This is a genomic window from Labrenzia sp. PO1 (genome assembly GCF_012273635.1).
GTDB lineage: Bacteria > Pseudomonadota > Alphaproteobacteria > Rhizobiales > Stappiaceae > Roseibium > Roseibium algicola.
Genome location: NZ_JAAXCR010000002.1, coordinates 890,920 through 911,611 on the forward strand (window position 1 = coordinate 890,920; position 20,692 = coordinate 911,611).

The 20,692-nt window shown below is 59.5% G+C and carries 19 protein-coding genes and 1 tRNA gene; 7 read left to right on the forward strand and 13 right to left on the reverse strand.

Annotated features, from left to right (window positions below; all coding sequences use genetic code 11):
* The first annotated feature begins 236 nt into the window (after positions 1–236).
* Positions 237–2,315, forward strand: a complete 2,079-nt coding sequence (locus HCG46_RS11970) for a bifunctional diguanylate cyclase/phosphodiesterase (protein WP_168686377.1) — start codon at positions 237–239, stop codon at positions 2,313–2,315.
* Here HCG46_RS11970 and kynU read toward each other — a convergent pair.
* Complete coding sequence (kynU, locus tag HCG46_RS11975; protein WP_168686378.1) at positions 2,308–3,528, reverse strand: kynureninase; 1,221 nt, start codon at positions 3,526–3,528, stop codon at positions 2,308–2,310. The genes HCG46_RS11970 and kynU overlap by 8 nt on opposite strands.
* A gap of 249 nt (positions 3,529–3,777) precedes the next feature.
* On the opposite strand from kynU, the gene HCG46_RS11980 reads away from it, so the two are divergent.
* On the forward strand, positions 3,778–5,172 hold the full coding sequence (locus tag HCG46_RS11980) for an L-serine ammonia-lyase (RefSeq protein WP_031269831.1): 1,395 nt from the start codon (positions 3,778–3,780) through the stop codon (positions 5,170–5,172).
* A gap of 83 nt (positions 5,173–5,255) precedes the next feature.
* The gene (locus HCG46_RS11985; RefSeq protein ID WP_023002237.1) at positions 5,256–5,660 is read left to right on the forward strand and encodes an MAPEG family protein; all 405 of its coding nucleotides are present in this window, start codon (positions 5,256–5,258) and stop codon (positions 5,658–5,660) included.
* Here HCG46_RS11985 and HCG46_RS11990 read toward each other — a convergent pair whose 3' ends face one another.
* From HCG46_RS11990 to HCG46_RS12010, 5 genes are all read right to left on the reverse strand, one after another.
* Positions 5,661–6,278, reverse strand: coding sequence for a GntR family transcriptional regulator (locus HCG46_RS11990; RefSeq protein ID WP_023002238.1), 618 nt, complete (start codon positions 6,276–6,278; stop codon positions 5,661–5,663).
* Between the two features lie 133 nt (positions 6,279–6,411).
* Positions 6,412–7,500 (reverse strand): anhydro-N-acetylmuramic acid kinase, encoded by a 1,089-nt coding sequence (locus HCG46_RS11995; RefSeq protein ID WP_168686379.1) that lies wholly within the window; start codon positions 7,498–7,500, stop codon positions 6,412–6,414.
* Complete coding sequence (locus HCG46_RS12000; RefSeq protein ID WP_168686380.1) at positions 7,497–8,849, reverse strand: aspartate aminotransferase family protein; 1,353 nt, start codon at positions 8,847–8,849, stop codon at positions 7,497–7,499. The genes HCG46_RS11995 and HCG46_RS12000 overlap by 4 nt, the downstream gene beginning before the upstream one ends.
* A gap of 382 nt (positions 8,850–9,231) precedes the next feature.
* Positions 9,232–11,103: an adenylate/guanylate cyclase domain-containing protein gene (locus HCG46_RS12005; protein WP_168686381.1), complete on the reverse strand. Its 1,872-nt coding sequence runs from the start codon at positions 11,101–11,103 to the stop codon at positions 9,232–9,234.
* On the reverse strand, positions 11,100–11,618 hold the full coding sequence (locus HCG46_RS12010) for a FecR family protein (RefSeq protein ID WP_031269834.1): 519 nt from the start codon (positions 11,616–11,618) through the stop codon (positions 11,100–11,102). Before HCG46_RS12010 ends, HCG46_RS12005 begins: the two co-directional genes overlap by 4 nt.
* 124 nt (positions 11,619–11,742) lie before the next feature.
* On the opposite strand from HCG46_RS12010, the gene HCG46_RS12015 reads away from it, so the two are divergent.
* Together HCG46_RS12015 and HCG46_RS12020 are read left to right on the forward strand one after the other, a co-directional pair.
* Positions 11,743–12,444 carry a Crp/Fnr family transcriptional regulator gene (locus HCG46_RS12015; protein ID WP_023002243.1) on the forward strand — a complete coding sequence of 234 codons (702 nt, stop codon included), beginning with the start codon at positions 11,743–11,745 and terminating at the stop codon, positions 12,442–12,444.
* Between the two features lie 165 nt (positions 12,445–12,609).
* Positions 12,610–12,876: a BA14K family protein gene (locus tag HCG46_RS12020; RefSeq protein WP_075284313.1), complete on the forward strand. Its 267-nt coding sequence runs from the start codon at positions 12,610–12,612 to the stop codon at positions 12,874–12,876.
* A 101-nt stretch (positions 12,877–12,977) separates the two neighbouring features.
* On the opposite strand, the gene HCG46_RS12025 is transcribed toward HCG46_RS12020, so the two are convergent.
* On the reverse strand, positions 12,978–14,549 hold the full coding sequence (locus HCG46_RS12025; protein ID WP_168686382.1) for an alpha/beta hydrolase: 1,572 nt from the start codon (positions 14,547–14,549) through the stop codon (positions 12,978–12,980).
* 449 nt (positions 14,550–14,998) lie between these two features.
* Between HCG46_RS12025 and HCG46_RS12030 the strand changes: the two genes are divergently transcribed.
* Positions 14,999–15,208 carry a cold-shock protein gene (locus tag HCG46_RS12030; protein WP_023002246.1) on the forward strand — a complete coding sequence of 70 codons (210 nt, stop codon included), beginning with the start codon at positions 14,999–15,001 and terminating at the stop codon, positions 15,206–15,208.
* 127 nt (positions 15,209–15,335) lie between these two features.
* A complete protein-coding gene (locus HCG46_RS12035) occupies positions 15,336–15,587 on the forward strand; it encodes a hypothetical protein (protein WP_152504690.1) in 252 nt (83 codons plus the stop codon).
* A gap of 170 nt (positions 15,588–15,757) precedes the next feature.
* Here the strand turns inward: HCG46_RS12035 and HCG46_RS12040 are convergent, their stop codons facing one another.
* The 6 genes from HCG46_RS12040 to HCG46_RS12065 all read right to left on the reverse strand — a co-directional run bounded on the left by HCG46_RS12040 (position 15,758) and on the right by HCG46_RS12065 (position 20,692).
* Entirely contained in the window at positions 15,758–16,153 is a 396-nt protein-coding gene (locus HCG46_RS12040; RefSeq protein WP_168686383.1) for a GNAT family N-acetyltransferase, read from the reverse strand.
* A 187-nt stretch (positions 16,154–16,340) separates the two neighbouring features.
* Positions 16,341–16,649 carry a hypothetical protein gene (locus HCG46_RS12045; protein ID WP_168686384.1) on the reverse strand — a complete coding sequence of 103 codons (309 nt, stop codon included), beginning with the start codon at positions 16,647–16,649 and terminating at the stop codon, positions 16,341–16,343.
* Between the two features lie 90 nt (positions 16,650–16,739).
* Positions 16,740–17,102, reverse strand: a complete 363-nt coding sequence (locus tag HCG46_RS12050; RefSeq protein WP_168686385.1) for a hypothetical protein — start codon at positions 17,100–17,102, stop codon at positions 16,740–16,742.
* Positions 17,103–17,414: 312 nt separating this feature from the next.
* Positions 17,415–17,491 (reverse strand) — tRNA-Arg (locus HCG46_RS12055).
* Positions 17,492–17,706: 215 nt separating this feature from the next.
* The gene (locus tag HCG46_RS12060; protein ID WP_168686386.1) at positions 17,707–19,179 is read right to left on the reverse strand and encodes a HAMP domain-containing sensor histidine kinase; all 1,473 of its coding nucleotides are present in this window, start codon (positions 19,177–19,179) and stop codon (positions 17,707–17,709) included.
* An 82-nt stretch (positions 19,180–19,261) separates the two neighbouring features.
* Entirely contained in the window at positions 19,262–20,692 is a 1,431-nt protein-coding gene (locus HCG46_RS12065) for an FAD-dependent oxidoreductase (RefSeq protein ID WP_168686387.1), read from the reverse strand.

Sequence of the window (20,692 nt, forward strand, 5' to 3'; positions counted from 1 at the left end):
TGGCGTTTGATGCAAGTTTTATCTATCGGCACTATTCTAAATTCAGAAACTGAAAGTATCACCAGATCTCGTTAAGTTTGTCAGCGGTTTTCCCGATTTTAAATTGAATGATATATTCACGTTCCTTACACTTCTGCAAAGTTGCAAATTTGCGTTGCCAGACACGAACTGGCGGCTTCGTCCGTCATGATTTTTGATTTCGAATGCGTTCATCCCGGAGAACGACCCTGTCACACATGTCCGATCTTTCCCAGACGCAGCGGGCAACCGAAAAAAGGAAAGCGTCCCTGCCTTTTACACTCGATGACGGCAGGGTGGATCAGGAGCTGATCTTTTCGATTTACGATCGTCTCGACACCGGTATCTGGATTTTCGATTTCGACAACAAATGCATTGTGTGGGCCAATCGCAAGGCGCTTGAGATTACCGATGCCGAATCGCTGGAAGAGCTGCGAGCACGCGACATGGGCTCTGACATGTCCCATTCGGTTGAACAGCGTCTGCGGCAGTACCAGCAGGATTTCACCAAACACGACGTGAGCTTTTCGGAGATCTGGACACTTTATCCGAAAGGCAAGGCCGAGGTCCTGCAGGTTGTCATGAGCGGCATCCGGCTGAATGATGGCCGCATGGCGCTGCTGTGCGAAGGCCGACCACATCACGAGCAACAGCCGGAAACGCTCCGAAGCGCCGAAGCGCTGATGCACACCACAGTGATGATCTCGCTGTTCTCCGAAGACGGACAACCTCTTTACCGCAACACGGCCGCGAGGGCAGCCTGCACCGATCTCGCGTGCACCTTGTGGGATCATTTCATCGATCAGGTTCTCGCCAAGAACGTGATGGGCGTCCTCACGGAGAAAGCCACGACCAAGTTCGTGGCGGAGGTCCGGACGAGCGACGGCCTGCGCTGGCACGAAATCACCATACGCCGCTGCCACGACGCCGTAACAGGAAAGCCTGCCTTTCTGCTGAGCGAGATTGATGTCACGGAGCTTCACCAGACCAAGGAACGCGCCCAGTATCTTGCAAGCCATGATGCGCTGACAGGGCTGTCGAACCGGACCTATCTGAAGGAACGCCTGTCGCATGTGAGGCAGACTGCGAAGGACAACAACCTGATCGCAACGCTTTATCTCGTGGATCTGGACGACTTCAAGATGGTCAACGACACGCTTGGCCATGCTGCAGGCGACCATCTTCTGCAGCTTGTTGCATCCAAACTGAAGGATCTGGCCGGAAACAACGACATTGTCGCCCGTCTTGGCGGCGACGAATTTCTGATCTGCCACCTGTCCTCGCCCGAAAGCCCGCGACCGGACTGGTTCGGACAGGCGCTGCTGCAGGCCTTTACCAGTCCGCATCTGATTGAGGGCAAGCCTCGTCATGTCGGACTGAGCATCGGCTATGCCCATTATCCGGCCGACGGTACGGACATCGACCAGCTCATGCGTCATGCGGACCTTGCGCTTTATCAGGCCAAGTCGGAGCGGAAGAACAAATGCGTCCGCTACAAGGAATTCATGCGCAAACTCCGGGACAAGCACATGTCCCTGAAGAAGGATCTCGAACGGGCAATCCGCGAGAATGAATTCCTGCTGTATTACCAGCCGATTGCCTGCACCCGCACCCAACGTGTTGTCGGCGCCGAGGCCCTGTTGCGCTGGCAGCACCCCGAAAAAGGCCTGGTCAGTCCCGATGACTTCGTGCCGGTTGCCGAGGAAACGGGCCTCATCAACGAGATCGGCACCTGGGTCAGCCGAAATGTTGCCTACATGCAGTCCGGGCTCAAGTTGCTGAACGTTTCCGTACCGCTGTCGATGAATGTCTCACCGAAGCAGCTTTCGGACCCCACGTTTGTTGCACGCATGCAGAGCCTGCCGAAGGAAACCGGCTGCAATGCGAACGACATCTCGCTGGAAATCACCGAAAGCGTTCTGCTTGGCGATATTCCGCATGCCTACGAATCCCTGACGAAGCTGAAAGCTGCCGGCTACCGGATCGTTATCGACGACTTCGGCACCGGCTATTCCAACCTGGCCTATCTGCACAACTATCCGATCGACGGTATCAAGATCGACCGGATGTTCATGAACGACATTGCCACCGGCGGCGCCATCGTGAAGCTGATCCTGTCGCTGGCATCAGCGCTTGATGCCAGCGTTGTCGCCGAAGGGGTGGAAACCGTTGAACAGCGGGCCTGGCTGTCTGAAAACGGCTGCAACCGTTTCCAGGGCTTCCTCTATTCCAAACCGGTGCCCGAACAGCAGTTTATCGACATGCTGCAGGCCCAGGTTCGCGTCGCGGCTATGTGACCTTTGCGCGGGTCTTGAACTCCGGCCGGTTCCAGCTTTCCGTATCCAGAATATCCTTCAGGATCTCAACCGCATCGACAATGTCCTGATGCGACAGGTACAGCGGCGTGAAGCCGAAGCGCATCACGTCAGGTGCCCGGAAATCACCGATCACGCCGCGGTCGATCAGCGCCTGCATGACGGCGTAACCTTCCTTGAAACGGAACGAGACCTGGCTGCCGCGGGCATTCGGATCCCGCGGGCTGGCCAGTTCCAGTTGCGGGCACTTGGCCTCGACTTCAGCGATGAACAACTCGCTGAGTGAAACGGACTTGCGGCGGATGTCCGCCATGTCGACGTCCTCGAAGACGTCAAGGGCCGCATGAAGGCTCGAAAGCGCAAGAATGGCGGGCGTTCCGACCGTCATCCGGCTGATGCCGGAAACCGGCCTGTAGTCGAGATCGAACGCGAAGGGGGCCTCATGCCCCATCCAGCCGGTCAGCGGCGAGGTGACCTTGTCCTGGTGCTCGGGGGCGACATACAGAAATGCCGGAGCACCCGGGCCTCCATTCAGATACTTGTATCCGCAACCAACGGCAAAATCCGCTCCAGCCCCGTGAAGATCGACCGGGATCGCACCGGCAGAGTGGGCAAGGTCCCACATCGCCAGGGCACCTGCTTCATGGGCCGCGCGGGTGATATCCGCCATGTCATGAACCCGGCCGGTGCGGTAGTCGACCTGCGTCAGCATCACCACCGCCACGTCTTCACCAATGGCGTCCTTCACCGCTTCCGGATCGACAACCTTCAGTTCATGTCCCTTGTCGAGCAATTGCTTCAGGCCGGAGGCGACATATAGATCGGTCGGGAAGTTGCCATTGTCGGATAGGATGACCTTGCGCATCGGCCGCAGTGCCAGGGCTGCGGAAAGGACCTTGAACACATTGACAGAGGTGCTGTCGCAGGCGACGACCGTCCCTGCCGGTGCGCCGATCAACTTGCCGATGCGGTCACCTGTGCGGGCGGGAAGGTCGATCCAGCTGTGGGTGTTCCAGGCCCGGATCAGGCTGTTGCCCCATTCCTCGTTGATTACCTGCGCAATGCGGGCAGGCACGTGTTTCGGCAGCACACCAAGCGAATTGCCATCCAGATAGATGACCCCGTCGGGGATTTGAAACGCCTGTTTTTTGGAAGCCAGAACATCTGCCGTGTCGGCCGGGTGCTGCGAGGTCATGAGTAGCTCTTGTGTCGGATAGTTGCATTTGAAAAGAAGCGGCACGCTATCAAAGGGGCATTTCGCAAACAACTGTTTCCGCGAACCGTTTGATCCGGTTCTAACCCGCACGGGAAAACGTCTGTTTCAGCCGCATGTCGCAAATAACACAAAAATGCCCGTTTGAATGGAGGACATCCGGGCGCTATCTGTTAGCGTGACCTCAAAGCGCCGGCAGGGCCGGTGCATCTGACATATGCGGTTCAAGAGATGTTCATCAGCGTCTTCGACATTTTCAAAATCGGCATCGGGCCGTCCAGTTCTCACACGGTTGGCCCGATGGTTGCCGTTCACCGTTACCTTGACCGGGTGCGGGGCCTGTCCGGTGCGGAAAACCGTGCGACACGGCTGACCGTCACCCTGCATGGCTCGCTTGCCTTCACCGGCAAGGGCCACGCCACGGACAAGGCCGTGTGTCTCGGCCTGCTGGGAGCCAGGCCCGATTCCATCGATCCGGACAAGGTCGACCCGATGCTGGAAGAGCTGGAGCAGACCAGGAAGCTGAAAATAGACGGCCTGCCGGAGTTGCATTTCGAACCGTCCCGGGATGTCATCTTCGACTATGGCCCTCCGCTGGCGCTGCACGCCAATGGCATGACCTTCCATCTGCTGGATGCTGCCGGCGCCGTCATCGACACCTTTGTCTATTATTCCATCGGCGGCGGTTTCGTGGTCAGCGAATCCGAATTGCGCAAGACCAGCAACGAACCGGTCAACGAGCTTGCCAAGCAGGATGTGCCATTTCCCTTTGCCAATGCCAAACAGATGCTGGAGATGGGCCGGGAAGCCGAGCTTTCCATTGCCGAGATGAAGCTGCGCAACGAGTGCAGCGACAAGCCTCAGGCTGAAGTGGAAGAAGGCATCGACCGTCTTTGGTCGGCCATGGATTCGTGCATCAACCGCGGCATTTCCCAGACCGGCATTCTGCCCGGCGGCCTGAAAGTGAAACGCCGCGCCGCAGATATCTACCAAAAGCTCATTCGTGAAGGCCGCACGAACCCGCCTTTCGAGCACAACGTGGTCGACTGGCTCGGCGTTTACGCTATGGCCGTCAACGAGGAAAACGCTGCCGGAGGCCGTGTCGTCACGGCCCCGACCAATGGTGCTGCCGGGGTCATTCCGGCGGTGACCCGCTATTACCTCGATCATTGCCCCGGCGCGGACCAGGCCGGCATCAGGACCTTCCTGCTGACGGCGGCTGCCGTTGGCGGCATCATCAAGGCCAACGCCTCGATCTCTGGTGCCGAAGTTGGCTGTCAGGGAGAAGTCGGCTCGGCCTCTGCCATGGCGGCTGCCGGTTTGTGCGCAGCGCTTGGCGGCACCAACGAGCAGATCGAGAATGCGGCGGAAATCGCCCTGGAACACCATCTCGGCATGACCTGCGACCCGATTGCAGGCCTGGTGCAGGTCCCTTGCATCGAGCGTAATGCCCTTGGTGCGGTCAAGGCTGTTACTGCTGCCTCTCTGGCGCTTCGTGGCGACGGTTCGCATTTCGTGCCGCTGGACGGCTGCATCGAGACCATGCGCCAGACCGGCATGGACATGATGGAGCAGTACAAGGAAACCTCGAAGGGCGGGCTGGCCGTCAATATCGTGGAATGCTGATCCGCCTTTTCCCGCCCGTCGTAAGCTGAACATCCCCGGCGGCCAGAACCTGCGCCGCCGGCTCTCTCTTTCAAGGGGCCGACATGGCGCTTTACATCACCCCGCTTTTCGCGGGCCTGCTGACGCTGCTTTACATTTTCCTGAGTGTTCGGGTGATCGGCGTGCGCAAGAGCGAACGCATCGGCCTCGGCGATGGCGGCCATGGCGGTTTGCAACGACGCATGCGCGCCCACGGCAACTTTGCAGAATATACCCCGCTGGGGCTGATACTCATGCTGCTTCTGGAGCTGACGGGCGCCACGCCCTGGCTGCTCTGGGCTCTGGGGGTGGGTCTTTTCACCGGCAGGGCCCTGCACGCCTACAGCGTCAGCCAGGAACCGGAGCCGCTCAGGTTCCGGATTGCAGGCATGGCTCTCACATTCACCGTTCTGGTTGTCGCGGCACTGATGTTGTTAACGCGCTCGGCAAACGGTCTGCTGACCGGCTGATCAGATCTGCTGCAGCCGGGTCTTGTGTGCGTGCGCTATGTGAAGCCGGGCAGCAGCTTCTGCTGCGGCACAGTCGCCCCGTGAAATAGCGTCAACGATTGCGGCATGTTCCTCGACCGCCGTTTCGCGCCTTTCCGGCGTATCCAGCGTCGTGCCCGCCATCAGGATGAGCGACAGGCGCAGGTGGTCGATCTGGTCGACCAGATAGCGATTGTGCGAGGCCAGGCACAGGCGGCGGTGAAACTCCCGGTTCGAGCGCACTAGGCTGTCCTTATCCGCAATGCGCTTGCGATCGGCGCTGACCAGATCCTGCAGGATCTCCACTTCCGGCTTTGACGCATGCTTGGCGGCAAGTCCGGCGGCCGTTCCTTCCAGAACTTCCCGCATGAAGTAGACTTCGTTGATCTGGCCATGATCAAGGGTCGGCACCACCATGCCACGGTTGGGCTCGTGCACGGCGAGGCCCTGGGCCTCAAGCCGTTTCAGGCCTTCGCGGATCGGCGTTCTGGAGACGCCGAATTCTTCCGCCAGGTCTGCCTCGCGCAATCGGTCGCCGGGTTTCAAGACCCGCTCTTCAATAAGGCCGATCAGCCGGTGGTAAATTTCAGATCCGTTCATGATGTCTGGTTAGCGGCAAGCTGGGGTTCGCGCAAGCAATTGCAGCTTTCGGGTCGCTTGACCTTCCGAAACACTGTCTTCCGGTAGAGAAGCGTTTTTGCGATTACCGGGAGCCGCGCCTGTCTACGCACGCTCAGGTGCCGGGCGTAAACAGTTTGCCGCCGACAACCGGCTTGCTGACACCGGTCGTGCCTGGAAAGGTGGTTGGCAGACCGGCCTTCAAACGCGCGCCCAGGAAAGCCATTGCCTGGGCTTCCAGGGCATCGCCGTCGATCCGGTAGTCGTCAGCCGACACAACATCTCCCGCAAGAAGCTTCGCCAAGGCTTTCATCAGAACCGGATTGTGCCGTCCGCCGCCGCAAACCAGCCAAAGCCGAGGAACCCGCGGCAAAAGCTTTTCCGCGCTGGCAATGGCGGCTGCCGTGAAAGCGAGCAAGGTGGCAGCTCCATCCTCCAGGCCAAGACCTTCAGCAAATTCGCCAGAGAAACTGTAGCGGTCGAGGGACTTCGGACCCGGCTCGGCCAGGAACGGATGGGTGAGCGCTGACTGAAGACGACCTTCATCGACCGTGCCCTTTGCCGCAATCGCCCCGCCCGCGTCATAGTCGCCGGCACCGTGCTTGCGGACCCAATCGTCCAGGAAAGCATTGCCCGGTCCGATATCGAACGCCAGCAGCTTGTCGCCTTCAATATAGGTAAGATTGGAAACCCCACCGATATTGAGGAAACACAAGGGCTCCTTGTCTTCGCCAACCAGTGTCTTGGCGAGCGCCTGATGATAGACAGGGACCAAAGGAGCTCCCTGCCCGCCTGCCACCATATCTGCCAGGCGAACGTCGCCGATCACCGGAACGTTGAGATCCGTTGCAAGAGACTGCGGATCACCCAGCTGAACCGTTTCGCCCTTGGCCGGATCGTGCCAGACCGTTTGGCCGTGAAAAACCACGGCATCCGGCGCGAGACCGTGCGTTGCCAGGAACCCCAGGATCGCCTCGGCATGATCGCGCGTTACCGCAGCGGCGATTTCCGGCCAGTCGTCGCGTCCGGTTCCCTTGCGCGCAGCAGCTTCCAGCACCCGGCGCTTTGTCTCTGGCCGGTAGCTTGCCGTTTCCGCAGGGCCGAACCGGGCAACCGTCCGGCCGTCGGTTTCGATCCACGCCAGATCGATACCGTCGGCCGAAGTGCCCGAGATTGTTCCAAGGATGGAGTAGTGATCGCTCACAGGCTTTCCTGAACTGCCTTGAGACCGGCTTCTGCGATGTCGAACAACTCGTTCACCTGGGCTTCGGTAATGATCAGTGGCGGACAGAAGGCCATGGCGTCCAGCATGTTGCGCGAAATCAGGCCCTTGTCGTGGAACATTGCATTGGTTTTCGCGCCGAGCGCGCCGGGCGTTGCCGCAAGCGCCTCATGCGACAGTTCCGCGGCACCGATCAGCCCGATGCCGCGCGTCTCGATTACCAGCGGATTTTCCGCAAGGCCGGCAAGGCGTTTCTGGAAAGTCGGTGCGATGGCTCTGACATGGCCAACCAGATCGCGCTCCTCGATGATCTTCAGGTTTTCAAGCGCAACAGCTGCTGCAACCGGGTGCCCGCTGCCGGTGTAACCATGACCAAGCACGCCGATCTTGTGGCTTTCGTCCGCGATCGGCTGATAGACCGTGTCGTTGATCAGCAGCGCGGAAATCGGCTGGTAGGACGACGACAAGGCCTTGGAGAGGGTCATCATGTCCGGCTGCAGATTGTAGGTTTCCGTGCCGAACATGTTGCCGGTCCGGCCAAATCCACAGATCACCTCATCGGCGACGAAGAGAATGTCATATTTCTTCAGAACCGGCTGAACTGCTTGCCAGTATCCGTCCGGCGGCACGACCACGCCGCCGGCGCCCATCACCGGCTCGGCAAAGAAGGCCGCGATCGTTTCCGGGCCTTCAGCCAGGATCAGGTCTTCCAGGTCCTGCGCACAGCGCTTTGCGAAATCCGCCTCGCTTTCACCGTCCTTTTTCATGGTCCGGTAGTGCGGGCAGGTGGTGTGCAGGATCTGCGGCAGCGGCAGGTCGAACGAGCGGTGGTTGTTGGGCAGGCCCGTGAGACTGGCCGAGGCGATGGTGACACCGTGGTAACCGCGCACGCGCGAAATGATCTTCTTGCGCTCCGACTGGCCAAGCGCATTCGACCGGTACCAGATCAGCTTGATTGCCGTGTCGTTGGCCTCAGACCCGGAGTTGGTGAAATAGGCCTTCGACATCGGCACGGGTGCCATCTCGACCAGCTTTTCCGCCAGCTCGATCGACGGTCCATGGCTCTTGTAGGTGAAGGTGTGGTAGTAGGGCAGCTTCTCCATCTGCCGGGCGGCTGCATCGACCAGGCGCTTTTCACCGAAGCCGACGGCAACGCTCCAGAGACCGGCCATGCCTTCGATGTAACGCTTGCCGTTGATATCCTCCACATAGATGCCCTCACCCTTCTCGATCACCAATGCGCCTGTCTCTTCCTGACGGCGGGCGTCGGCGTAGGAATGGAGCTGGAATGCCGTGTCGCGGGCTTCAAGGGAATTCGGCAGCTGTGCCATGAAGGGTCTCGTCTCAAATGCGGTTGGAAAGATCCGGCCGCAGGCGACTCAAAGGTTCCTGCGCGGTGGAGCACACGGTAGGCCATAGCCTGACAAAATTGAAGAGATTGCTTGGGACGATTTTTCCTGCAAACGAGCTTCGAAAGGCCGAAGCCAAGCGCGAGGCATCGCAAGTCGCGATCTTTGGCTGAAGACCGTTTTGCCTGTGAGGGCCGTCACATGTCTCCGGGGCTCAGTCGGGCTACTTACATCTTGTCCGCAGAAACGGACACACCACTGGCAGGAGCAACCCTCAAGCAGATGGCCGGTGGAGCAAACGGGCGGAGGCAGAAAGCTTCCGCCCGTCCGCTTTTCGGCCAACCCGGGATCGCCTAGCTCACATTCAGTTTGTCGCAGAAAGCGTGCGCCGCTCCGGCATGGCTTCGTCCGCTGTCCAGAGCGCAACTTCTAGCTCCTGCACGCGCCCCCTGATTGCGACGGCTTCCCTGCGTGGCGGCATTCCCAACATCTCACCACCAACCTCGGCCGCTTTCGTCAGGGCGGTGGAAAGGACGATCGAAGCGCCACGTGACTTGCCGACTTCCATCAGCCTGCTGGCCACATTCACGCAGTCGCCGGTTGCCGCGATCTGCTGCTGGTTCTCATGCCCCAGACGCGACAGCACCACCGGACCGAAATGGCCGCCAAGGCGTACGTCGCGAATTTCGGCGTCGAGCCCGGAGGCAAGGATCCAGCCACGCACGGCAACGACGAGATCAAAGGCACAGCGACAGGCGTCAGCGGCATCCTTTGGTCCGGCGTCCGGAATGCCGAATCCGATCATCGCCCCGTCTCCCATGAAATCCAGTACCAGTCCCTTGTTGCGCGCGGCCTCATTGACGACCAGCGTATGAAAGGCCTTCAGAACATCCCGGGTTCGCGCAGGACCCAGTTTTTCCGAAAGGGCGGTGTATCCGGCCAGATCAATGAACAGGATCGCAACCGGCTGCTCCCGCGGGACCAGCAGAAAGCCGGGATCATCGGCAATACGCCGGGCAAGATCCGGCGCCTGAAACCGGCTGAGAGCCTCACGGGCCGCCACCAGCCGGCGTACCCTGAACCATTCGAAACCTTCCCTCAGCACAGCAAGCGCAACAACCGGCGGGACGCTTGCCGCAATCGGCAATGCCGCGTTGAGCCAGATGCCCTGGTTGAAACAGATGACGACGACGGTCAGCCAGCCCAGCAATAGCAGCAGGTAAACGATGGTTGCGCTGGCCAGCGGCAGGAACACGACAACGGCCATGCCCAGTAGCGTAATGGAGACGGCAGCGAGTGCATCGAAACTGCGGACCCGGCTGTCGCGTAGCAGAACCGATCCGTCCAGCAGGTTGGCAATCCCCGTCGACAGGACTTCCACCCCAGGCAGGATAGGGTCGAACGGAGACGAAAACCGGTCACCGACAGCCGAAGCGGTGACACCAAGAAGCACCAGACGACCACCAAGAGCTGCCTTGGCGGCGGCGGCATCCTGAAGAAGCGATTGCGCGCTGACGGTTCTGATGGTGCCGCCCTTGCCATAATAGTTCAGCGGTTGCTGCCACTGCAGATCCAGCGACTGCACTCGCCCGGAAATCCGGATGCCTTCTGCGGTCACCGATGGAGGCGCACCCAGGAACCCGGCAACAGCCAGCATGCCAAACGAGGGAGCCAGTCCCTGGTCGGTCTTGAAAATAAGAGGGATATGGCGCGGTGTGCCGCCGGCATCGGTCGAGACATTGACGAGGCCGACGCTGGCTGCTTCCGCAAAGGCTTCAAACGGTCGCAACTCGGTTTCGGGAGCCGGCACCAGTACCGCCGCAGCCCTTTCAAGCGGGAACTGGCCACCGGCCGCAATCACCGTAGGCAGAGAAGCAAGCGCCGTCGCAAGGCCGGTGTCTGCTGCCTCGTTCGATTTTCCCATCAGCAGAATGTCGATGGCCAGGGCCTTGGCGCCTGCGTCCCGGATCCGGTCAACCAGCTCGGTCAGAAACACCCTGTCGACCGGATAGTGACCCGCTGCGGCCACCGTCTGATCGTCGATGGCCACGATCACCACATCCTGCGGCGCTTCGCGCGGTCCCTTGATATGGATACGAAGATCGAGAAGCACCGTTTCCAGCCGGTCAAGCACGCTTGCCCGTCCGGCAACATGGCCCAACGCCAGGGAGCCTGCCCAGACGGCCCCGACGATCATCGCCAGGACCACGAGACAGACGTAGAGCTTCAGTTTCATTGACCGAAACGGGACATAAGCCCTGCGGCCCTTTCCGCTGACCATGTGGCCGGTGCGAAGGGAAGGCCCGGGGCGACGTCCGCTCCTTCACCGGCTGCGAGCAGCACCGTATCGCTGCCATCCGGCCGGGATACCGACACGTGACCGCGCAAAACGAAGACTGACGTGCGCTCCGGCCCGACATCGACCGCGTAGATCGTGCCGCGAACGGCGGCAATGGCGTGAGGGGTTCGCACCTGGAACGGGCCACTGCCCGGCTCGACCTCGATCAGCATCGCATCGGTTTCGAGATCGACATCTTCCGGGCGCGTGGCGCCTGCGGCGGTGTCGATGTTGAAAGCACTGGCTGCTTCTGCTTCGATCACGAGACCGTTCGCGCACTGAAACACAGTCCTGGGCGGATCCTGGATCTGTGTGCGTTCGCAGCCGTTCACATTTTGCGCCATGGCCGTGGAGGAAGCTGCGAGCATCAACCCGATCAGGGTTCCGGCCAATTTCAATCGTCTTGTTGACATTGCAATCCCGATAGGCTTGTCAATTTTAGGTAAGGCATCGCCGTGAGATACCACCATGGTATGACACAACAACCGTTGTAACCACCGTTGTACTGGTGCTCGCATCACACGAGAAAGAGAGAATATGGCTACCGAAGAGAGTTTGAATAAGGAAAAGCTCCTGGGACAGAGCTTTATTTTCGAAGCGCTGGATGACGAGAGCCGCAAGGATCTGGCCGCTTTCGCACATGTCAAACGCTACACCGCAGGCGATATCATTTTCGACATGGGAACGCCGGGGCAAAGCATGATGGCAATTGCGGAAGGCTCGGTACGCGTCAGCATGCCGACGCCCAGCGCCCGCGATGTTACCTTGTCGGAACTGCATCCCGGCGACATCTTCGGCGAAATTGCCCTGCTCGATGGCGGCGAGAGGTCAGCAAACGTGCGCGCCTTGACCAACTGCAAGTTGGTCGTGGTCGAACGGAGGTCTCTGCTTGAAGTGCTCAATCGCGATCCGGCTCTTTCCATCCGGCTGATCGAGCTTCTTTGCCAGCGCGTTCGCCGGTCGGACGAACGGATGATGGAAATCGGTTTTCTCGGTCTGCCGGAACGTCTCGCCCGCCTGCTGCTCCGCATCACCGTGACCGCTCCCGGCACTGAAGAGAAGCCACTGACCAAACTGTCGCTCTCCCAGTCGGAAATCGCAGAGATGATCGGCAATACGCGAGAGACAGTGAACCGGTGCCTGCGCAAGTTCCAGAAAGCAGACCTGATCGACCTCAAGGAAGGCTGGCTGATCATCCGGAACCGGGAAGGCCTGGAGGACGTCGCGGACTTCGTGTGAGGAACACGAGAGCCGTTTTGGCCAGAACTCGGGACGCGCTGGCTGTCATCAGACAGCCGATGTCGGGGCAGTGTCGCGCGTCACAGGCCTCGGCGAATGATCTCTCCTAGGTAAGAGGGACAGGCGAACACCACTTCGCCTTCACCAAGCCAAAGGAAGATCCAGATGTTCAGGAAAACCATCTTCACCGCCGTTGCCGCCGCAGCCCTGGCAACCACGACCTTCGCCCCTGCCGCCTTTGCCGGGGGCTATGGAAAAAGCAGCCACAAGGGCTATCAGCACCAATGGGCTTTTGGCGCTCGCGATGCGGTTGTGACACGGCATATCGACTGGTGCTTTGGCCGCTACAACTCCTATCGTGTTTCCGACAACACGTTCCAGTCCGGGCAAGGCTCGCGCCTGCAGTGCTCTTCTCCGTTCATTAGCCGCTGACCATTCGCCTGACAGGAGACATTTGCCGGCAAAGCGGGCAGAGCGCGGAGATCATATCCCGGCTCTGCCCCGCCGGAATGCGCTTCCGACAAGAGCCAAAATCAGATGCCGTTTTCTTCAAGAAAGCGATGGATGGCACCAAGGCACACCTGCCAGGCAGGTTCCTGATCGACCAGAATGTGATTTCGGCTTTCCAGCGCCACGAATTGCGCCCCCGGTATGCCTGCCGCAACAGCCTGGCCGAGTTCCAGCGGAATGCGCTGATCGTACCTGGAGTGCAAAACGATTGTCGGCGCCTTTACCTGCCCAAGGCGGTGGCGGACATCGATACGGCCGAAGGCTTCCTGAAACCGCGCCGCGTTTTTCGGCGAGGTTGTCTGACGCTGAAAATCATCGAACCAGTCCAGGGTTTCCGCGCTGGCATCCGGCATGAAGGTTTGCGTGAAAATATGCCGGTAGGCCGGATTATCCGTTCCCCAGCCAAGTTCCGTCAGCGTGATCACCGCTTCGCGCCGGGCCTGTTCCTCCGGTGAGGCGAGATATCGCCAGCCGGCAGCATACCCACTGATCAGGATCAGTCCGGAAACGCGCTCGGGATGACGCACGGCGTATTCAACAGACACGGCACAGCCCTGAGAAATACCCACCAGCGGAAACCGCTCCAGCCCCAGGGTATCGGCAACGACCTCAAGATCCTCGACAAAGGCGTCGAACCCGAGATCGTCCACATCCCAATCGGACAGACCGCAGCCTCTCTCGTCGTAGCGGATCAACGTGCGGCCGCGGGAAAGCTCTGCAAAGCTTCTGCCCCAGATCGGGCTCGACCAGTCGAACTCCAGGTGGTTCAGCCAATTGGCCGCCTTCAGAATAGGTGGGCCGGACCCGATGCTGGCATAGGCGATCCTGGTGCCGTCTGCCACGTCGCAAAATCCGATATTCTGCGCCCTGAGCGCATGGGCACGGGCCTTGCGAACCCTGTCTGCGGGGTCGGCCGAACTCGTCTCGGCAAGCACGACGTGGTCAGACAAAAGACCTGGGGGTGGTGTGCCCCGCTGAAGGCCTGCCGGCGACGTATCACTTCGCATCCGCTGGTGCGCCTCTGCGCCTTCCGGGTCGGCTTCCAGCCACAGTCGCTGCCACTTCCGACTGGCAGCCGGGCCAATATCCCTGTGGGTCGCCAGACGCCTGTAAACTTCCACCTGCGCCAGATGGACGTCTTCGCGTTCAGCCGTCAGCCAGGCATCGAAAGCCTCGTCCCCGGCACCGTCCAGGCCGTCCAGCAACATGTTCCCGAGCCGCGTGGCCATGTCCTCAAGCTCGATGACGCCAAGCATCCCTGCCTGGTTCCGAAGCCTTGCGTGAATATCGAGAATGTCGATACCGATGCCTTCAGCATCGAACTGGACGCGTTCGCGGTCGGCGATGATCCGCAACCGGTCCGGCGTATCGACCGCCCGCCGCAGCTTGCTGAGTGCCCAGCGCAGCGCCGCTTTCGGATCGTCCGGAAGGTCCCAGAACAGCTCACACAATCGCTCACGCCGATGCGGCCGCCCCGTCGCAACCAGAAACGCCAGAAGCGCCCGTGCCTTCTTGGAGGCCGGCAGAACAATTTCCTGCCCCATGGCCCTGACGCGCAGTTCCCCAAGGAGCGAAATTTCCAGCGCCTGGGACATGTATGTCTCTGAACTCACTTTGGAAAAACACTTCGCGTCTTTGTAGCACCTAAAAGAAGGCTGGTAAAACAAACCTGTCAGAACTACCGCCTGCGCCTTCGCCAATTGCCAGGTGCTACGTCCATTAACCGGAATTCCGTTATTACCCCTGGGCCTGCACCCAGCCGAGATGACCCATCACCCGCCAAAACGATCCTGAAATCGGATCAAAACGAATTATTATTGCTAAGTTTCATCGCCGCAAAAATTCTTTTCAAAGAAACAGGAAATGCGCCTTGTTTTGGACACGGTTTCAACTTAGGTATCGGGCATCGATATTGTTTGTCGAACTTTGTGACTGCGCGGTTTTCCGTGTTCTGAACGATCTTCCCATCAACGTCGACCTAACCGCGCCGCCCCGCATACCGTGAGGCGCGCAAACTACCATGACCGATTGAAAGGAAATCGTTATGCCAGTAGGTACCGTAAAATTCTTCAACACCACCAAAGGCTTTGGCTTCATTCAGCCGGAAGATGGCGCTGCCGACGTGTTCGTGCACATCTCCGCTGTAGAGCGCGCAGGCATGCGCAGCCTGGTCGAAGGCCAGAAGGTCAGCTTTGAAGTTGTCCAGGACCGCCGTTCCGGCAAGTCCGCTGCTGACAACCTTCAGGAAGTCTAATTCTGCATCCAACTCTGTTCGGTGACCACGGATGTACTGGCACCGGGCAGCAGGATGAATGGAAAAGGCCGGGGTAACTCCCGGCCTTTTTTGCAATTACCACCAGTGAACGGTTGGAGACGCGCAGATGACTTCGTCCAAGGATAATGAAAGCCCGCTTCGCACACGACGGGAAACTGCGGAAAGCAAAGCGGAAACAACCCGTCGGGTCGCGCGTGAAATCAATGAGGCCGAGACATCTGCCCGCGATGCCAAGACGGCCCGGCTGAAAGCTGCAAGACTGGCGAACCAGGACAAGCAGGCAGCCGCCGCCACGAATACCGCCAAAGGCAAGTCAGCCCCGGCAAAACCCCGCAAACGCATTTTGCCGAAGGCCTGACGCCAGGTTTCATTTCTCTTTTTCCCAGGGCTTCTTGCGAGTTCCGTGGGCTTCTTGCGGGCACTGTCGGCAAGGCGAGTGAAACGGGCATTCAATATGGACCGCCCCTAATTGCCGTTCGGCGTTCGCTTCTGCTTTTCCGCCCAAAACCTCGGAACCATGGCACACCGTCAGGCGGTCGCCAGTTCCATGACCAGCGCCGGCTCCCTGCAACCGGGAAAGAGCTCGTATTCTACGCGTTCCACAACTGCAAATCCCAAAGATCCGTAAAAGGCGACTGCGCCCGCGCTGGCGCATAGCACCGTGACCTGAAGCCGCCTTGCGCTCAAACCTTCACGTTGAACATGCCGGATCAATCTGCGTCCAGTCCCCGATCTCTGGAACGCCTGGCTGATGTAACAGCCCCAGACATAGACAGTTTCCCCGCGAGCTGCGTAGACGCAGCTTCCGACGATCCGATCGTCATGAAACGCGAGGACCACCCGTTCATCCGTCGCAGGCAGAATGCCACCCAGACCTTCTCCGGCAAGGGATTCGACCATCGCAGTGGCAGTGTCGCTACCCAATTGTTCCTGGTAGGTTTCCCGCCAACACGTTACAAGAAAAGCCCTGAGACGGGATCTGGGCAGGCCGTCTGATAGATCGCCATCAGACGCAAATTCGACCAGCTCCACCACTGTTCCTGGTTCATCAGGCAATCACAGACGAGGAACACCTCTTCTCGCGCACGGGCAGAACCGGTTCTCCAGCAACCTAACGATGGCTTGAACCGAATGTTTTTTCAAGCAGCGTCGAATTGGAACCAGAAGCAGCTTCGCCAACCGCTTCAAGTTGATCCTGCGTGGTCATGCGCTCGTACGCTTCCCCATCGGACTGTATGCGATACTGCGGCATGCCATCGCGAGCAGGCAACCTGCCTGTCACACGATACGTCAGGCCGGACATGCCCTTGCCACCGAATACGTTTTTCAGGCGCACGGCCTGCCCTATCCTGAAACTGTGGTCCGAAGAGCCACCCGAGGCTCTGCCCTGGCTGGTATTTGCGACCGTTTTCCTGGTCATGATAACTGGGTATCCTTTGATTTGAAGAATTCGCCGGCTGAGATCCGCCAAGTGACGCTATGCTATCGACAGATACGTGTATCAGCCTGTTCAACCGGCATACGGTGGCCGCTTCCGTAAACTGTCCTTGATCCGAGAAGGCCAAATGCATGACGGAAAGCGGTAAACATCTGCGCCGCCAAATGTGTCATGACTGATTTCGCGGGCACACCTTTCCAGGGAGGGCGCAGGCTTAAGCAGCACCTTTGCAAGGAAAAATACACTCATGTACTTTGAATTTTCATGACAAAACAGGCGGTAAGATTGATTTTTATTTTGTTCCGCGCTTATTTTTCTAATTTTCAGCATACACATTTTACAATAATAATCAAACAACAAAATATTTTGAGATTTTATTTCTTCCAATTCTTTTGGAATGACCCGAAACGGCCCCTTCTTATAGGGACCATCCAAGCCGGGCGACCGTAATCACCTGCCCAAGAACATGCGGCATGTGTCATCGGAACCAAGATCCGATTTTCCGGATCAGGCACGTTGGGATTCGGCAAATCACCCGCTGACAACCTGGCCTTAAAACGAGATTGGCGCCCCCGAGAACCTGTCCGGTCCATCGCATGGAAAGCAGGAACCCAATGCACGAATGTAGCCGTTGCAAAGACGGCAAATGTTGAAGTTGCTTCCTGGGAACTGTCCAGACAGGCCAACAACGCTTCAGCGCAATGCACAAAGGTGCAAGCAGATCAAATACTGATGGTGCGGGAAAAGTGGCGCACCGGGGAGGATTCGAACCCCCGACCCCCAGATTCGTAGTCTGGTGCTCTATCCAGCTGAGCTACCGGTGCGTATTTGCGAAGATCTTGTCATCTCGGTTGAACCTGCCGATGACTGGTCTTGGCGCTGCGGGGCGTGTCGTGTGCCCCGGACAGGGCGCTTACCTACTGCGGTCCGATGGGGATTGCAAGAACCTTTTTGAACTTTTTTTCAAAGAACTGTCACACAGTTCGGAAAGCCGCAGAACTCCTCGAGACTTAGCGGTGAATAAGATCGCCCTTCCCGCTCATGGCTTGCGGTCGGGAACCTCGAAACAGAAACATGTGCCGGTCCGATTGTCTTCCAGCCGCACCGATCCTCCATGCGCCTTGAGCAATTCGGCGACAATCGCCAGCCCGAGACCGACGCCGCCGTTTTTCGAACCGCTGTGAAAAGCCCTGAACAGCGCCTTGCGGATATTGTCCGGAATGCCCGGCCCCGTGTCGGAAACCCGGACGCGGACACATGTGCCCTCACGCTCGGCCTCGATGGTGATCCGGCGGACCAGCGTTTCGTCCTTTTCCGCCTCCAGCGCCTGAAAGGCATTGCGGACGAGATTGAGCATCACACGGAAGATCTGTTCCGGATCGGCGTCGATCTCGATTTCCACCGGCACCTTGTTGTCGAAACGCACCGTGGCATGATCCACGAGACCCAGCACGTCCGCCACGTCGTCACCGACACGCTTCAGCGCCAACAGACGGCGCTGCGGTGCCCGTTCCTGGGCCTTGCCGTAGGACATCACCGCCTGGGTGTAACCGACCGCCCTGTCGAGCGTTGCCAGGATCTTGGGGGCAAGGCGCTTGACCGTCGGGTCCGGCACATGCTCCAGGCGCTCCAGAAACAGCTGCGCAGAGGCCAGCAGGTTGCGGAGGTCGTGATTGATCTTGGAAACGGCCAGACCGAGGTCAGCAAGCCTCTGCTTTTGATGAAGCGCCCTTGAAAGAGCCTCCTCCATGCCCGCCAGACGGATTTCGGCGTCGCCGAGCTCGTCGCGGCGGCCGGAAATCGACATGATGCGCGAGGTATCTTCCGGGCTTTCGGCAAACCGTTCCATGGAGCGCGTCAGGCGGCGCAACGGCCGGATGAACAATGCCCTGAGGGTGATGTAGACAAGGCTGGCGGTGATGATCGAGATCACCAGCGACAGTGCAAGAATGCGGCCGGAGAAGGCCAGCATATCCTGTTGCAGAAGGCGTACGGGCAGGACCACATCGACATGCTCGGTATGGCCCATCTGGCCGACACCGATGATGCGCATGGCGCCGTCGCCGCGATAGGTGAGGATCTCGAAACTGTGCAGGATGGCCGACCAGGGGGTGACTTCGGCCATGTCGACAACGAAATCCATCTCGCCAGGCACATTGCTCATGGCGATCAGGCTGCGCCGCGAGCCTTCGTCGAGGGAAATCGCGAGCGCACCAGTCGTGCGCAGCAATTCTTCCTGAAGACGCGGGGCGATGGTGTTGGTTTCCGCAAGCACAGAAGCCGCGACACCTGCCGTGGTCAGCCGATCGGTAAGCCAGGTGTTTCGAAAGTTGGCGATCGAGGGCACATAGATGAGGATTTCCGCGAGCATCACGAAAAGCACCGTCATCAACAGCAGTTTGCCCGACAGGCCACCAAATCGATAATGCCCGAAGCCATCGCCGGGAGAAGCGGGCGTGGCGGCGGGTTCTTGCGGGACAGCCGATCCTTGCGGCGCGCCCTCATGTTTCATGTCACGTCTTTCCAAATCCCAAGGCCCCGGCCCCGCATCAGCGATGGTACCACAGCTTCTCTAAAACAGACGGCACCAGCGGTCACCCGAACAGACGCAGGAAACCGATCGCTTTGCGCAGCCAAGCATTTTTGGGCGCTTCCGCATAGTAAGAAATTGCCGCACGGCGCACGAGTTCACCCAGTGTCGGATAGGGCGCAATGAACCCGGCAAGGTCCTTCATGGTCATCTTCTTCGACAGGGCGAGCGACAGAAGATTGATGACCTCCCCGGCCTGGGCACCCGCGATATCCGCGCCAAGCAGTCTGCCGCGCGGGCCGGCAATCAGCTTCAGGCGCCCCTTCGTGAGACCTTCTGCCTGCGCCCTGTCATTGCCGGCATAGTCCGCCGTCAGCACCTTGACCTTGTGGCCATAGCGCGAGCGGGCCTCGGCTTCGCTCAGGCCGACATGACCAAGTTCCGGCGATGTGTAGGTAACCCAGGGCACAATGTCGCTGGTCATGGAGACCGGCAGCCGGAACAGGATGGAGCGAATCGCAAGACCTGCCTGATAGCCGGCGACATGCGTAAACTGCAGACCGCCGGCAACGTCGCCAATGGCATAGACGCGCCGGTTGCTCGTTCGCAAACCCTTGTCGACCGCTATGCCTTTGCGGTCATGATCGATGCCGGCTTCTTTCAGGCCGAGCCCGTCGACGTTGGGCGCACGGCCGGTCGCCACCAGCAGATGAGAGGCCTCCACCGTGACCGGCTTTCCGTCCGCTCCCTTCGCACTGATCACAAGCCCCGCACCGGATCGCCCGACCTTTTCGACCGCCGTTTCTTCCAGAATGTCGATGCCTTCGGCACGCAGGGTATCCAGCACCAACGCCGCCAGTTCCGGATCGTCCTTGCCAAGAGCCTTCTGGGCTTCGAACACGGTGACTTTCGAACCGAGACGCCGGTGGGCCTGCGCCATTTCAAGACCGATTGGTCCGCCGCCGATAATCGCCAGATGCTCCGGTCGATCGTGCAACTGGAACAGGGTTTCGTTGGTGAGATAGGGAACATCCTCGAGGCCTGGAATAGGCGGAACGAAAGCGGAGGAACCCGTTGCGATGACAAAACGCCGGGCCTTGATACGGACTGCACCGGCCAACACCTCATCGGGTCCGGTGAACCTTGCCGTCTCGCGCAGGACGGTGACGCCGAGGCCTTCGAAGCGTTCCTGGGAATCATGCGGCTCGATGGCGGCGATGACCTTGCGGACATGATCGTTCGCTTCGGCAAAATCGACTTTCGGCTTGTCGCCATGCACTCCGAACCGGCTCGCAGCTTCCTGCGTATGCGCGGCCTTGGCGGCAGCCAGAAGCGCCTTGGAGGGCACGCAGCCGTAGTTGAGGCAATCGCCGCCCATGAGCCCCTTTTCGATCAGCACCACCTCAACGCCAAAGGCCGCCGCGGCCGCGGCAACGGACAGGCCGGCGGAGCCTGCGCCAATCACGCAAATGTCCGGGGTCAGCAAATTGGCCAT